Here is a 13,351-nt window from a genome sequence, read left to right as displayed (position 1 = left end):
ATCAATCCTCGAGAATGACGAGATCGGCCGGCCGCCAGCCGAGCGCAACGGCCTGGCCTGGCGTATGGAGGGGACCGGCTCCGGAATTCGGCTGCTGCGCCAGCACGCGCTGGCCGCCGTCGAGAACGACGCGGTAGAGCACGGCACCACCGAGAAAGTTGCTGCTCTCGACCGTGCCACGCGCCGACACGCTCTTGGCGTCGGCCTGATCGGCTGGGGACACCGTGATCTTCTCCGGCCGCAGCGCGACCGACAGAACGTCGCCATCGACTGGAGTGACCGAGCGAGGCAGCGGCAGCACGAGACCATTGCCGACGGCGATCCCAGGGCCGCCGTCCACGGTCACGCGCTGGCCGCGAAAAACATTGGTGTCGCCGATGAAGTCGGCGACGAAGCGCGTGCGCGGCTGATCGTAGATCTCGACCGGTGTGCCGATCTGCTCGACGCGACCGGCATTCATCACCGCGATGCGATCCGACATCGCCAGCGCCTCTTCCTGGTCGTGGGTGACGAACACCAGCGTCACGCCCAGGTTCTTCTGCAACTGCTTCAGCTCGAACTGCATCTGCTGGCGCAGCTTCTTGTCGAGCGCGCCGAGCGGTTCGTCGCACAGCAGCACGCGCGGCGAGATGACGATGGCGCGCGCCAGCGCAACGCGCTGCTGCTGGCCGCCGGAGAGCTGCGCCGGCCGGCGATCCTCCATCCCGGACAATTCGACCATCGCCAGCGCGGCCTTCACCTTGGCGGCGATCGTCGCCTTGTCGACCTTGCGCATGCGCAGGCCGAAGGCGACGTTCTCGGCGACCGTCCGGTGCGGAAACAGCGCGTAGTTCTGGAACACCATCGCCATGTCGCGCTTGTGCGCGGGCACATGGGTGATGTCGGCGCCGTCGAGACGGATCTCGCCGGTGCTCGGGCTGTCGAAGCCCGCGATCATGCGCAACGTCGTGGTCTTGCCGCAGCCGGAGGGGCCGAGCAGCGAGAAGAACTCGCCCGGCCGGATGTCCATGGCAACGGTGTCGACGGCGCGAACGCCGCCGTCATAGATCTTGCTGACCGAGGCGATCTCGATGGCTGCGCTCATGCGCGGAAGATCCGGTTCACCCGGCTGTCGATCTCGTCCTTCTGCGCGTTGTACCACTTCCAGTCGACCTGGATCAGCTTGCTGACCTTCTCCGGCGTGGTCAGAAGCTTCGCGTCGTACTTGGCGTCGAGCTTCACCTTCTTGTTCGCCGGCGAGTACCACACCGTCTCGGCGAGGCGCTTTTGAACCTCGGGCCGCAGCATGTAGTTGATATAGGCGTTGGCGAGCTCCTTCATCTTGCTGCCGGGCGTGATGCTGAGCACCTGCTCCAGCGACAGCACGCCCTCGCTCGGGGTGATGAAGTCGATCGGCTGGTTCTGGCCGTCGTAACGATAGATGCCGGAATCATGGATGACGCCGAGCCCGACTTCGCCCGACAGGAACAGCTTCTCCATCGCGCCGGTGAAGTCGACGAGCTTGATCGGCTTCAGCTTCTCCAGCGCGGCATAGGCGGCGTCGAGATCGGTCTGGCCCTTGCCGTAGAGCGTGCCGCACATCATCAGGAAGGCCTGGCCCAGGCTGTTGACCGGGATCACGTAGCCGCCGCGCACGCCGTTGTATTTCGCGTCCCACATCTCCTTCCAGGAGGAGATGTTGGCATAGCCCTTGTCCGTGCGCATGCCCAGGCCGATCGCGCTGGTAAAGATGCAGACGCCGACGATCTTGTCGCTGACGGCGTAGGGATAGACGTCCGCCATGTTGGGCACGAGCTTCGGATCGACCTTGGGCTCGACGAGGCCCATCTCGACGGCCGCCCATTGCTCGTTGGAGTTGGTGTGCAGCACGTCGTAGATCGGCGCGGAGCGCGAGCTGGCCTGCAGCTTCGGCAGGAACGGCAGCGCGGTGTCGGTCTTGAGCTTGCACTTGAACTCGGCCTCGAACGCCGGGCCGATCTCGGCCTTCATCACGTCGCCCCATTTGCCGCCCCAGCCGGTGATGTTCAGTACCGGCTCCTCGGCGCGCGCGACATAGGGCGCCGCGATGACACCGGCACCGAGCGAGGTCGCCGCGGTCAGCAGCCGGCGGCGGCTCAGGGGGAAGCGACGCGATGAGGCGGTCATGCCAGAAGTCTCCGTTAGAGTTTGACGGTGGAGCGCAGGCCCACGGTGCGGTCGAGCGCGATGACGACGATGAAGGAGAGCAGGATCGAGACCACCGAGGCGGCGCCGATGGTGCCGTCGAGGTCGAACTTGAGATAGTTGAACAGCGTGATCGGCAGGGTCTCGCTGCCGGGTGCGACCAGGAACAGCGACACCGGGAACTGGTCGAACGACACGATAAAGGCGAAGATCCCGCCGGCCATCACGCCGGGCTTCACCAGCGGCAGCGTGACTTCGAAGAACGTCCTGGTCGGGCTGGCGCCGAGGTTCTGTGCGGCTTCCTCGAGTCGCACGTCGAAATTATGCAGCACGGCAAGGGTCGTGCGGACGACGTAAGGGATCGTCACCAGCGTGTGCCCTGCGACCAAGCCCCAGACGGGGCGGCCGACGTCGAGCAGCACGTAGGACTGGAACAGCGCGAGTCCCGTGAGGATCGCCGGCAGCATCAGGGGCGACAGCATGGTCGCCACGATCAGCCGCGAGCCGGGCAGGTTGCCGCGGGCAATGGCGAGCGCGGCGGACGCGCCGAGCACGGTCGCGGCAATCGTCGTCATCGCGGCGACTTCGAGGCTGAACAACAGCGCATGCATGAAGTCGCGCGAGGCGAAGAATTTCTCGAACCATCGCAGCGACACGCCGACCGGCGGAAACTGGATGAACGGCGTGGGGTTGAGCGCGAAAACGATCACGATCGCGATCGGTGTCAGCAGGAAGATCAGGACCGCGATGTTCGCCGCCAAGTACAATCGGCGCCCCCATCGCCGCGGCGTCGCCTGGCTCCGCAGGGCAGAGGCTGCCGCAAGCTCGATCGGGCGAGCCAGCGGTGTCTGCTGCGGGGACGCGAGACCCGTCATCGCCGGCCTCACTGCAGCTCGCGCTGGCCCGAGACGAGGCCGAGCACGTGGTTGTAGGCAATGACGAGCGACAGCGAGATCACGAGCAGAACCATGCCGAGCGCAGCCGCGAAGCCGACGTTGAAGTTCGCCGAGATCTGCTGATAGATCAGGATCGGCAGGGTCATGATCTGGAAGCCGCCGAGCAGGATCGGCGTGACATAGGCGCTGATCGCGAGCGCGAACACCAAGAGCGAGCCGGCGAGGATGCCGGGCAGGCTGAGCGGCAGGGTGACCTCGACGAAGGCGCGCCAGGGGCTGGCGCCGAGATTTTCCGCCGCCTGCTCCAGCCGCTCGTCGATGCGGCCGATCACGCCGGTCAGGGTCAGGACCATGAACGGCACGTAGATGTGGACGAGGCCGATGACGATCCCGGTCTCGTTGTACATCAGCTGCAAGGGCTTCGTGATCAGCCCGAGCGAGGTCAGCGTCTGGTTGATGACCCCCTTGTCGGACAAGAGCGTCATCCAGGCGAAGGTGCGCACGACGATCCCGGTCAGCATCGGCGCCAGCACGGCCATCAGCAGCAGCGCATGACCGGTGCGGCTCTTGATCCGCGCCATCCAATGTGCCAGCGGATAGCCGATCACGAGCGCGACCAGCGTGGTCCAGAGGCCAATGCGGAGCGTGGTCCAGATCACCTCAAGATAGTAGCTGTCGTTGCCCATGCGGGCGTAGTGCTTGGTGGTGAAGCCGACATTGGGCATGACGACGGGATTTCCCGTCAGCACGCTCATGACGGCCATCAGCCCGATCGGCAGGAAGAAGAACAACGCGAACAGCAGTGCGCTTGGCAGGATCAACAGCGCAAGGCTGTTGACGCGCGGCGCACTGGTCGTCGGCATCAGGAAGCCAGCCCGGCCAACTGCTCGATGGTCTGGCCCAGCGGATCGCCGGTCATGCGCCGCAGCTTCGTGGCCATGGCGTTGAGCTCGCGGCGGACATTGGCGCGCTCGATCTCGGTCGTGGCCTGCACCGAATACGACACCGCGATGCCGATCAGCTCGCCGCTCTCGCCGCTCGACAGCGCAAAGCCCTGCGAGCCCACGCCCTCGATGGCTTCGTCGGCGGCGTCCGAGATGCCGGTCCGGCGGATCTCGTTCAGCCGCGCCATCAGCTCGTTGAAGTTCTGCGGCGAGTTGGCGGGGACCTTGGGATAATCGAGTGGCACGCGCGCGCGGATGTCCTGGTCCGACAGGCGCGCCAGCATCGCGCGGCCGTTGGAGGTGACGATCGCCGGCGTGCGCTGGCCCGGCGGGTTGACGACGCGCAGCGGGTTGGAGCCGGGGACGATGCGCAGCACCACCTGCTGATAGCCGTCGAGCACCGCGATGTAGCCGGTGTGGCCGGTACGCGCGCAGACATCGCGCAGCTCGCGCTCGGCAATGGCCAGCAGGTCGTCATGGGCGCGGTGCAGGCGGCCGAGTTCGAAGGTCAGCAGGCCCGGGCGATAGCGGCGGGTGTGCGGGTCCTGCTCGAGCAGACCGCAATCGCGCAGCGAGCGGAGCAGGCGTGAGGTCGAGCTCTTCGGCTTGCCGGTCAGAACCTGGACGTCGGCGAAGGAGAGGTCGGGCCGCGAGGTCGAGAAGCAGCGAAGGATGTCGATGGCGTTGGTCAGGGCGCTCATGATGATACCGTTTGTTCCATTTTTTGGAACGTAGTGCCAAATTCTAGAAGCGGCAAGGCGTCTGCCGCAAGGCGAAATTAGGTGCAGAAGGCTGCCCGAATGCGCGTCAGGGTGGTGGTCTTGGCGCCAGCGCCGGTAGCATCGTCGGTCTCAATGCGGCGTGGTCGACCGGATGCGGCTGACGGCAGCATCCACGTCGGTCCAGGCTGGCTTGTCCGGGGCGAACTGCCCGCGGAGATAGGAGACGAGCTCGGCGAGCTGCGCGTCGCTCAGATGGTCCTTGAACGCCGGCATGTAGCCGAGGTCGGAAGAGGCCGGCTTCATGATGCCGTGCAGGATCACCTGGATCAGATTGTCCGGCGTCGTGCTGTGCAGATTGCTGTTAAGGGCGAGCGATGGACGGCTGCCGAACAGCGGCAGTCCGCCGACCTCGTGACAGACCGCGCAGGCGCCGAGATAGAGCCGTGCGGCTGGGGACGATGCCGACGTGACCTTGGTGCGCGTTTCGAGTTCTGCGGCAAGGGTTTCGAGTTTCGCAGGCTCGGGAGCGGCTTGCTGGAAGGAGGCAAGATAGGTCGCCATCGCGCGGATGTCCGCGTCGGGCAGCGTTGCGAGATCCTTGACGATCGGCGCCATAGGTCCGGCGGCCACGCCGTGGAACCGCGATTGGCCGGTGCGCAGATAGGTGGCGAGTTCGTCCTCGGTCCACGGGATCGGCGCTGACGAGAGCGCGGTCAGCGCCGGCGCTTCCCAGCCATCGGCAAAGCCGCCGGCGAGATAGGCATCGCGCTGCTCGGCGCCGAGCGCATTGCGGGGCGAGTGGCAGGCGCTGCAATGGCCGAGGCTTTCGACGAGATAGAAGCCGCGATTCCACTGCTCTGATTGGGTCGGATCGGGCTTGAAGGGTCCAGTGCCGTGAAACAGCGCATTCCATCCGGCGACCAGCGGCCGCAGGTTGAACGGAAAGCGCAGCTGATTGTCCGAGCTTTGCTGCCGCACGGGCTGCTGCGCCATCAGATAGGCGTACAGCGCCTGCAGATCGGCGTCGCTGGTGCGCGCGAAATGCGTGTAGGGAAACGCCGGATAAAGTTGCCGTCCATCACGATGCACGCCCTCGCGCATCGCGCGCTCGAAGGCGGGGTAGGACCAGGCGCCGATGCCGGTCTCGACATCGGGCGTGATGTTGGTGCTGAAGATCGTGCCGAACGGCGTCTCCAGCGCGCGGCCGCCGGCATTGATCAGGCCGCCATCTGAGGTGTGGCAGACGGCGCAATTGCCGAGCGCCGCGAGCGCCTCGCCGCGTGCGATCGTGGCTGCGGAATAGACCGAGGGATCAGGACGCGTGATCGGCGCGATGGCGCGCCACGGCAGCACGGCCGTCGCGACGCCGATGGCCGCGGCACAGGCCGCGACCGCGCTTGCGATCAGGCCGCCGCGCTTGGCGAAAGGTTTGATCCAAGTGGCTGCAGGCTTGTCCGGAGCGGGCAGCGGCTGTGGCTTGGCTGGCTCGAGCTGTTCGCCGCGCAAGCCCCGAAGGATGCGCTCTGGCGTGAACGGCGGCTCGCGGAAGCGCACGCCGGTGGCGTCATAGATTGCGTTGGCGATGGCGGCGGCGCTTGGTACCGACGCGGACTCGCCGACGCCGAGCGGCGGCTGATCCGGCCGCGGCAGCATCAGCACGTCGATCTTGGGCACGTCGGGGAAGGTGATAATCGGATAGGCGCCCCATTCCCGTGCCGCCACCTTGCCGCGGGAGAAGGGGACCTCCTCCATCAGCGCCCGGCTGGTCGACTGGATGACGTTGCCTTCGATCTGATGGCGCACGCCGTCCGGATTGATCATCAGGCCGGAATCCTGGCCGGCGATCACGCGGGTGACGCTGACGTCGCCGGTCGTCGTGTTGACGGCGACATCGGCGATCCACGCCGACCACGCCGCGCCATAGCCGGGAAACTTGCTGTGAACGTAGAGTGCGTAGGCAAAGCCGCGACCGTGCACGACGCCATTCTCCGGCGTCTTCTCCTGGCGCACCGGACGCGGTGTCCAGCCGGCGCGCTCGGCAACCGCATTCACGAGGTCGCGGGCGCGCTCGTCCTTGAGATAGCGCAGCCGGTATTCGATCGGATCGACCTCAGCCTCGGCGGCGAGCTCGTCGATGTAGGATTCGTGCGCGAAGGTGTTGGGCAGCGCCGAAACGCCGCGGATCCAGGAGGCGCGCACGATCGGCGGCATGTCATGCGCGGTCACGCGCATGTGGTCGTAATCGTAGGGCGGGATCGCGGTGCGGTCGCCCATCTCGAACACGGCGGGCTCCGGCGCGATGCGGCCGGTCAGCAGCAGCGCGAGGGTCGGCGCGCCGTTCGAGGGGTAACGCGTGGCGAACTCATAGGCCGCGACCGAGCCGTCGGCATTGAGCCCGCCGTTGACGTCCATCAGCTGCGCGGTGCCCTTTGGCTCCCACACATGCTCCTGCTCGCGCGTCAGCTGCACACGCACGGGTCGCCCGACCGCGCGCGACAGCAGCAGCGCATCGGCGGTGACATCGTCGGCGCAGTTGCGGCCGTAGCAGCCGGCGGCCTCGAGCCGGATCAGCTCGATCTGGTGCTCGGGGCAGTCGATCAGCTTGGCGAGATCGGCGCGCAGGAGGTGCGGGTTCTGCGTACCGGAATAGATGCGAATATGGCCGTCGCGAACATCCGCGACCGCGCAGGACGGCCCGATCGAGCCGTGCATCTGATACGGCCAGAGATAGGTCCGCCGCATTGGCTTGGCAGCGCCTTCGATGGCGGCATCGACGTCGCCCTTGTCGAGCAGCCGGCGTGGCTCGGATGGATTGGCGCGTAGTGCATTCTCGACGTCGTCGAGATCGCGCAAGGTCGGCGCCGGCTTCCAGTTCACCTGGAGCCGCTCGGCTGCCAGGATCGCCTGCTCCTCGCGCTCGGCGACGACGCCGATGAAATCGCCGATCACGACGATGTCGACCAGGCCCGGCACGTCGCGTACGGAGTCCTTGTCGACGCCGATCAGGCTGGTGCCGATGAACGGGCCGGCATCGACGCCGACATAGGGCGGGCGCACAACGCGGCCATGGAGCATCCCAGGTACGCGCACGTCGTGCACGTAAGTCAGTTCGCCTGTCGCCTTTGCCGGCAGGTCGACGCGCGGCACCGAGCGGCCGACGACCTGATAGTTGTCCACGGATTTGACGGCGACGTCGTCGGCGAGTTCGAGGCGGATCGTGTCGTCGCCGATCAGCTCGCCATAACTCAGCACGCGATTGTTGGGGCCGCGGACCAGTCCGTCCTCGACGGTTAGATCCTCGGCGGCGAGGATCAGTTGAGCCGCGGCCCTCGCCAGCAGGAAGGCGCGCGCCTGCGCGGCCGCCTTGCGCAGCGGCACGGCCGTGATCTGAATGGTTTCGCTGGCGATCGTTGCACCCTGGTTGGGCACGACCGCGGTATCACCAAGCACGACGATCACACGCGCGAAGGAGACGTCGAGCTCTTCTGCGACGATCTGTCCCAGGGCGGTGCGGATGCCGGTGCCGAGATCGACGTGGCCGTTGAAGGCGGAGACCTCGCCGGCCGCGGTGATTCTGATGAAGGTTTCGGACGAGCCGTCGGCGACGCGGCGCTCGACGCTCAGCGTGCCGCGCGGATCAGCGGCCGTGGGAGTGAGATGCTCGGCCATCAGTCCAGCGCCTCGAGCGTGTGGCCGGCCGCGCGCATCGCTGCGCGGAGAATTTCGACATGGGCGCCGCAGCGACAGAGATTGTAGCGCAGCGCCTGCTTGATCTCGTCGAGCGACGGGTCGGGCTTGATCGCCAGCAGCGCCTTGGTCGTCATGATCATGCCGTTGAGGCAATAGCCGCATTGCGCGGCCTGCTCGGCGATGAAGGCCTGCTGCACCGGATCAGGCGTCTCGCGCGAGCCGAGCCCTTCGAGTGTGGTGACGCTGCGGCCGGCGCAGCCTTCGATCGGAATGACGCAGGAGCGCGCGGCCCGGCTATCGATCAGCACGGTGCATGCGCCGCACTCACCGAGGCCGCAGCCATATTTCGGTCCGTTCAGGGCGAGGTCGTTGCGCAGCACCGTGAGCAGGGGCGTGTTGGGCGCGACGGCGACGTCATGCGTCTGTCCGTTCACGGTCAGCCGAATCGGTGCTGGCGTCATGCCCTTCTGTCGTCCGCTGTGGTATCGTTAACGAGGATGCGATCGCGATCGCCGGGAGCCTATCGTTTGTGTACTAACATGCAAGTACCGCGTTTCGCGGTGCAGCGTATGCACGATTTGTCGTCATTGTGCAGGGCAAACTGATCGATTATCCGGCAAACCCGCTTTTCGGGCACGGTGGCGCTTGACAGTCGCCGGAGGTGCGCGACATCATTCGTGTACGAACGAATTGCCGTGGCGGGCGGCGTTATGCCGCCTCTGCTTCAAGATGGGCTTCTCTGCATGGTGACTGAGACGGCGAGTGACGGTGCAGGGGACAAGATCCGCTGCGATGCCTGTCCGGTGATGTGCTATATCAAGCCGGGCGCGGCCGGCGCCTGCGATCGCTACGCCAATCAGGATGGCGTGCTGGTGCGCGTCGATCCGCACATCCTGTTGGAACGGACGGTGTCGCATGGCGGCAAGCTGGTCCCGTTCCAGGCCAGCGGCGACTGGGACGGCAAGATCGTGCACCAGCCGGAGCTGTTCGTCACCGCGATCGGCGCGGGTACGACCTATCCGGATTACAAGCCTGCGCCTTTCATCGTGTCGTCGCAGGTGGAAGGCGTCGACATGGTCACTGTGGTGACTGAGGGCATCTTCAGCTATTGCGGTGTCAAGGTGAAGATCGACACCGACCGCTATCTCGGACCGGAAGCTGCGACCGTGCGTGTCGACGGCGAGGCGGTCGGGCACGTCACGACCAGTGAATACGGCTCGCAGATGCTGTCGCTGGGCGGCGTGCATCATCTGACCGGCGGCTCGAAGAAGGAGGGGCGCGTCACCTGCGACGCGTTGATGGATCTCAGCAACCGCAAGGCGGTCGAGCTCACCATCGACGGCGGCGCCAGCGTGATCGTGCAGGCGGGGCAGCCGCCTGTCGTCAACGGCGTCAAGGAAGAGCGCATGCGCGTCGGCTGCGGCTCGGCGACGATCGGCATGTTCGCCAAGCAGTGGCAGGGCAAGGTCGACGAGGTCGTCGTGGTCGACGATCACATCACCGGCGTGCTGTCGGAACACCAGGCCGGCAAGCTGCTCGATATCCCCGCGACCGGAATCAAGATGAAAGGGCGGCGCTCGACGCCGGGCCGTTATTTCCAGGTCGCGCAGCCCGGCACGGGCTGGGGCGGCACCGACATTTCCGATCCGCTCTCGATCCTTGGCCCGTTCGATCCGAAGACGGCAAAGCCCGGCACGACTCTGCTGATGGTGTCGACGACCGGCGAGCATGCCGGCTACTACGTGCTCGATGAAACGCTCAAGCCGGTCCAGCAGGAGATGCCGCCGGAGCTGCAATTCTCGGTCGATCGAATCCAGGAGAATTGCGAGCCGGCGCTGTGCACCGTTCTCTTCATGGCCGGTGCCGGCGGCTCGCTGCGCGCGGGTGTCACCGACAATCCGGTGCGGCTGACGCGTTCGGTCAAGGATGCGCTGACGCGCGTCACCTCGGGCGGCGCTCCGGTCTATGTCTGGCCGGGCGGCGGCATCACCTACATGGTCGACGTGACGCAGATGCCGGCCGGTGCGTTCGGCTATGTGCCGACACCGGCGCTGGTAGCGCCGATCGAGTTCACGATGAAGCTGTCCGACTATGAGGCGCTCGGCGGCCACATGGACTACGTCCAGCCGCTCGCGTCCTTGAAGGATGTCAGCAAGGATATCCGCCAGTTGCCGTGGCCGGGGCAGGGCGCATGAGTCGCCAGCCCCAGATCGCGCTGTTGCCGGACCGGCGGCTGCATCTTCAGGATGGGCCGGTCGATCTGATTATCGGCGCCGACGGCCCGGAGGCCGAGATCCGCGCCGCATACCAGGCTGCTGCGGAGCGTTTCACGGGTCTGCTCGATGAGCTCTGTTCGGAGCTGCGGGAACTGCGCAAGGCCGCCGATCGGGATTGCTCGCTGACCGGTGTCGTCGCCCGTCGCATGCACACGGCAGTGGCGCCGTTCGCGGCCGAGATGTTTATTACGCCGATGGCGGCGGTCGCCGGAGCGGTGGCGGAAGAAATCCTCGGCGCGATGCTGAGCGCGGCGAAACTGACGCGCGCCTATGTCAACAATGGCGGCGACATCGCGCTGCATTTGCGGGACGCCGCGACCTTCAGCATCGGGCTGATGGATCGGCCGGACAGCGCCGGAACCCTGCGCCGGATGACGTTGCGCGCGACCGATGGAATCGGAGGAGTCGCCACGTCCGGGCGTCATGGCCGCAGCTTCTCGCTCGGCATCGCCGATGCGGTGACGGTGCTCGCGCGCGGCGCCGCGCAGGCCGACGCGGCAGCCACCGTCATCGCCAACGCGGTCGATCTGCCCAGAAATCCCGCCGTTGTCCGCCGTCCCGCCTGCGAGCTGCAGCCGGACAGCGATCTCGGTCATCGGCTCGTCACATGCGAGGTCGGCGACCTCTGTGATGCTGACATCGCGACCGCGCTGGTATCTGGCGAGCAAGCCGCGCAGACCCTGCTGGCGGATGGTCTGATCGAAGGCGCCGTCCTGCAGCTCGGCGGGGCTATCCGTGTGGTCGGTCCGCGTCCGATCGAGATCATCAGTCCGTCCCGGTTGCGGGCCGCGGCGGCGTGAGGTTTGATCCATGCTTGGCTGGAACATGAGGAACTGCCGACGATGAGCGCCGTCATCCGCAAGATCGTGACCGTGGTCGAGGAGGTCCATCAGGAGATGGGCAAGGCCGTCTCGCCGCCGACGCGGCGCGCCGCGGCGATCGCCGTGATCGAAAATCCGTTCGCCGGCCGCTATGTCGAGGACCTCTCGCCGCTGATCGCGATCGGCGAGGAACTCGGCGAGATGCTGGCGAAGCGAGCGGTCGCAGCGCTGGGTATTGAGGGGCCCGCCGCGCACAGCTACGGCAAGGCCGCGGCCGTTGGCAGCGACGGCGAGCTGGAGCATGCGGCGGCGATCCTGCATCCGAAGATGGGTGCGCCGGTGCGCAAGGTGCTCGGCAAGGGCGCGGCGCTGATCCCGTCTTCCAAGAAGCGCGGCGGCGTCGGCTGCACGCTCGACATTCCGCTCGGGCACAAGGACGCGGCCTTCGTGCGCAGCCATTTCGACGGCATGGAGGTGCAGATCAACGATGCGCCACGCGCCAACGAGATCATGGTCGCGCTCGCCGTCACCGACAGCGGGCGTCCGCTGCCGCGTGTCGGCGGGCTCACGGTCGCCGAGATCAAGGGCGACGATGGTCTACGGTAATACAATCTAACATTGGAGGCTGAAGGGATGCGACGGAGAACGATGCTTGCGGCAGGCCTGGGCCTTGCCGTCGCGGGACTGACGGGCACGGCGCGTGCCGAGGACGTCATCAAGATCGGCGAGATCAACAGCTACTCGCTGCTGCCGGCGTTCACCGAGCCCTATCGCAAGGGCTGGCAGCTCGCGGTCGAGGAGGTCAATGCGGCCGGCGGCATCAACGGCAAGAAGCTCGTCGTCGTCTCCAAGGACGACAGCGGCAAGCCGGCGGACGCGCAGACCGCGGCCAACGAGCTGGTGTCGAGCGAGAACGTCGCGATGCTCGCGGGCACCTTCCTGTCGAACATCGGGCTTGCCGTCAGCGACTTCGCCAACCAGAAGAAGGTGTTCTTCCTGGCGGCCGAGCCGCTGACCGACGCCATCACCTGGTCGAAGGGCAACAAATACACCTTCCGCCTGCGCCCGTCGAACTACATGCAGGCGGCGATGCTGGTCGAGGAAGCCGCCAAGCTTCCGGCCAAGCGCTGGGCCACGATCGCGCCGAACTACGAATACGGCCAGTCGGCCGTGGCCGTGTTCAAGAAGCTGCTGTCAGAGAAGCGCCCCGACATACAGTGGGTCGACGAGCAGTGGCCGCCGCAGGGCAAGATCGACGCCGGTCCTGTCGTGCAGGCCGTCGCCGCCGCCAATCCCGAAGCGATCCTCAACGTCACCTTCGGCGCCGATCTCGTGAAGCTGGTCCGCGAAGGCAACACCCGCGGCCTGTTCAAGGACCGCAAGGTCGTCAGCTTCCTGACCGGCGAGCCGGAATATCTCGATCCACTCAAGGATGAGACGCCGGAGGGCTGGATCGTCACCGGCTATCCCTGGTACTCGATCAAGACGCCCGAGCATGACGCGTTCCTGAAGGCCTATCAGGCCAAGTACAACGACTATCCGCGTCTCGGCTCGATCGTCGGCTATCAGACCATCAAGTCGGCGGCCGCCATTCTCGCCAAGGCCGGCTCGACCGATGCCGACAAGCTGATTGCGGCAGCCCAAGGGCTCTCCGTGCCGTCGCCGTTCGGCGAGATCACGTTCCGCAAGAACGACCACCAGTCGACGCTCGGCGCTTTCGTCGGCAAGACCGCGCTGAAGGACGGCAAGGGCATCATGGTCGACAGCGTCTACCGCAAGGGCTCGGACTATCTCCCGAGCGACGCGGAAGTCGCCAAGCTCCGTCCGAAGGACTGAGCC

Annotated in this window: 11 protein-coding genes; 4 read left to right on the top strand and 7 right to left on the bottom strand. The window is 66.3% G+C overall.

The features are described from left to right. Position 1 precedes the first annotated feature (1 nt). From ACQR1L_RS05700 to ACQR1L_RS05670, 7 genes are all read right to left on the bottom strand, one after another. Positions 2-1,084 carry an ABC transporter ATP-binding protein gene (locus ACQR1L_RS05700; protein ID WP_434856953.1) on the bottom strand — a complete coding sequence of 361 codons (1,083 nt, stop codon included), beginning with the start codon at positions 1,082-1,084 and terminating at the stop codon, positions 2-4. Continuing rightward, positions 1,081-2,145: an extracellular solute-binding protein gene (locus tag ACQR1L_RS05695; protein WP_434856952.1), complete on the bottom strand. Its 1,065-nt coding sequence runs from the start codon at positions 2,143-2,145 to the stop codon at positions 1,081-1,083. The genes ACQR1L_RS05700 and ACQR1L_RS05695 overlap by 4 nt, the downstream gene beginning before the upstream one ends. Positions 2,146-2,159: 14 nt before the next feature. Next, complete coding sequence (locus ACQR1L_RS05690; protein WP_434856951.1) at positions 2,160-3,038, bottom strand: ABC transporter permease; 879 nt, start codon at positions 3,036-3,038, stop codon at positions 2,160-2,162. 8 nt (positions 3,039-3,046) lie between these two features. After that, positions 3,047-3,922 (bottom strand): ABC transporter permease, encoded by an 876-nt coding sequence (locus ACQR1L_RS05685; protein ID WP_434856950.1) that lies wholly within the window; start codon positions 3,920-3,922, stop codon positions 3,047-3,049. Further along, positions 3,922-4,704 (bottom strand): IclR family transcriptional regulator, encoded by a 783-nt coding sequence (locus ACQR1L_RS05680; protein ID WP_434856949.1) that lies wholly within the window; start codon positions 4,702-4,704, stop codon positions 3,922-3,924. Before ACQR1L_RS05680 ends, ACQR1L_RS05685 begins: the two co-directional genes overlap by 1 nt. A gap of 150 nt (positions 4,705-4,854) precedes the next feature. After that, complete coding sequence (locus ACQR1L_RS05675; protein ID WP_434856948.1) at positions 4,855-8,394, bottom strand: molybdopterin cofactor-binding domain-containing protein; 3,540 nt, start codon at positions 8,392-8,394, stop codon at positions 4,855-4,857. Next, on the bottom strand, positions 8,394-8,876 hold the full coding sequence (locus tag ACQR1L_RS05670; protein ID WP_434856947.1) for a (2Fe-2S)-binding protein: 483 nt from the start codon (positions 8,874-8,876) through the stop codon (positions 8,394-8,396). Before ACQR1L_RS05670 ends, ACQR1L_RS05675 begins: the two co-directional genes overlap by 1 nt. A gap of 282 nt (positions 8,877-9,158) precedes the next feature. On the opposite strand from ACQR1L_RS05670, the gene ACQR1L_RS05665 reads away from it, so the two are divergent. Genes ACQR1L_RS05665 through ACQR1L_RS05650 form a run of 4 tightly spaced genes read left to right on the top strand, consistent with a single transcriptional unit; the run spans position 9,159 to position 13,348 of the window. Beyond that, positions 9,159-10,610: a 6-hydroxynicotinate reductase gene (locus tag ACQR1L_RS05665; protein WP_434856946.1), complete on the top strand. Its 1,452-nt coding sequence runs from the start codon at positions 9,159-9,161 to the stop codon at positions 10,608-10,610. Then, positions 10,607-11,491: a UPF0280 family protein gene (locus ACQR1L_RS05660; protein ID WP_434856945.1), complete on the top strand. Its 885-nt coding sequence runs from the start codon at positions 10,607-10,609 to the stop codon at positions 11,489-11,491. Before ACQR1L_RS05665 ends, ACQR1L_RS05660 begins: the two co-directional genes overlap by 4 nt. Before the next feature lie 42 nt (positions 11,492-11,533). Next, positions 11,534-12,118, top strand: a complete 585-nt coding sequence (locus ACQR1L_RS05655) for an amino acid synthesis family protein (RefSeq protein ID WP_434856944.1) — start codon at positions 11,534-11,536, stop codon at positions 12,116-12,118. 27 nt (positions 12,119-12,145) lie between these two features. Next, a complete protein-coding gene (locus tag ACQR1L_RS05650; protein WP_434856943.1) occupies positions 12,146-13,348 on the top strand; it encodes an ABC transporter substrate-binding protein in 1,203 nt (400 codons plus the stop codon). The last annotated feature ends 3 nt before the right edge of the window (positions 13,349-13,351 follow it).

It is taken from the genome of Bradyrhizobium sp. HKCCYLR20261 (genome assembly GCF_051168435.1).
Taxonomy (GTDB): Bacteria; Pseudomonadota; Alphaproteobacteria; order Rhizobiales; family Xanthobacteraceae; genus Bradyrhizobium.
The sequence above is the reverse complement of the archived record's forward strand: the minus strand, read 5'-3'. Positions and strand labels throughout refer to the sequence as shown.

Excerpts from the sequence above, each read along its gene's own strand:
- ACQR1L_RS05660 (WP_434856945.1), top strand. The coding sequence starts at position 10,607 with ATGAGTCGCCAGCCCCAGATCGCGCTGTTGCCGGACCGGCGGCTGCAT.
- ACQR1L_RS05650 (WP_434856943.1), top strand. The coding sequence starts at position 12,146 with ATGCGACGGAGAACGATGCTTGCGGCAGGCCTGGGCCTTGCCGTCGCG.
- ACQR1L_RS05690 (WP_434856951.1), bottom strand. The coding sequence starts at position 3,038 with ATGACGGGTCTCGCGTCCCCGCAGCAGACACCGCTGGCTCGCCCGATC.
- ACQR1L_RS05670 (WP_434856947.1), bottom strand. The coding sequence starts at position 8,876 with ATGACGCCAGCACCGATTCGGCTGACCGTGAACGGACAGACGCATGAC.
- ACQR1L_RS05680 (WP_434856949.1), bottom strand. The coding sequence starts at position 4,704 with ATGAGCGCCCTGACCAACGCCATCGACATCCTTCGCTGCTTCTCGACC.
- ACQR1L_RS05685 (WP_434856950.1), bottom strand. The coding sequence starts at position 3,922 with ATGCCGACGACCAGTGCGCCGCGCGTCAACAGCCTTGCGCTGTTGATC.
- ACQR1L_RS05695 (WP_434856952.1), bottom strand. The coding sequence starts at position 2,145 with ATGACCGCCTCATCGCGTCGCTTCCCCCTGAGCCGCCGCCGGCTGCTG.
- ACQR1L_RS05700 (WP_434856953.1), bottom strand. The coding sequence starts at position 1,084 with ATGAGCGCAGCCATCGAGATCGCCTCGGTCAGCAAGATCTATGACGGC.
- ACQR1L_RS05655 (WP_434856944.1), top strand. The coding sequence starts at position 11,534 with ATGAGCGCCGTCATCCGCAAGATCGTGACCGTGGTCGAGGAGGTCCAT.
- ACQR1L_RS05665 (WP_434856946.1), top strand. The coding sequence starts at position 9,159 with ATGGTGACTGAGACGGCGAGTGACGGTGCAGGGGACAAGATCCGCTGC.
- ACQR1L_RS05675 (WP_434856948.1), bottom strand. The coding sequence starts at position 8,394 with ATGGCCGAGCATCTCACTCCCACGGCCGCTGATCCGCGCGGCACGCTG.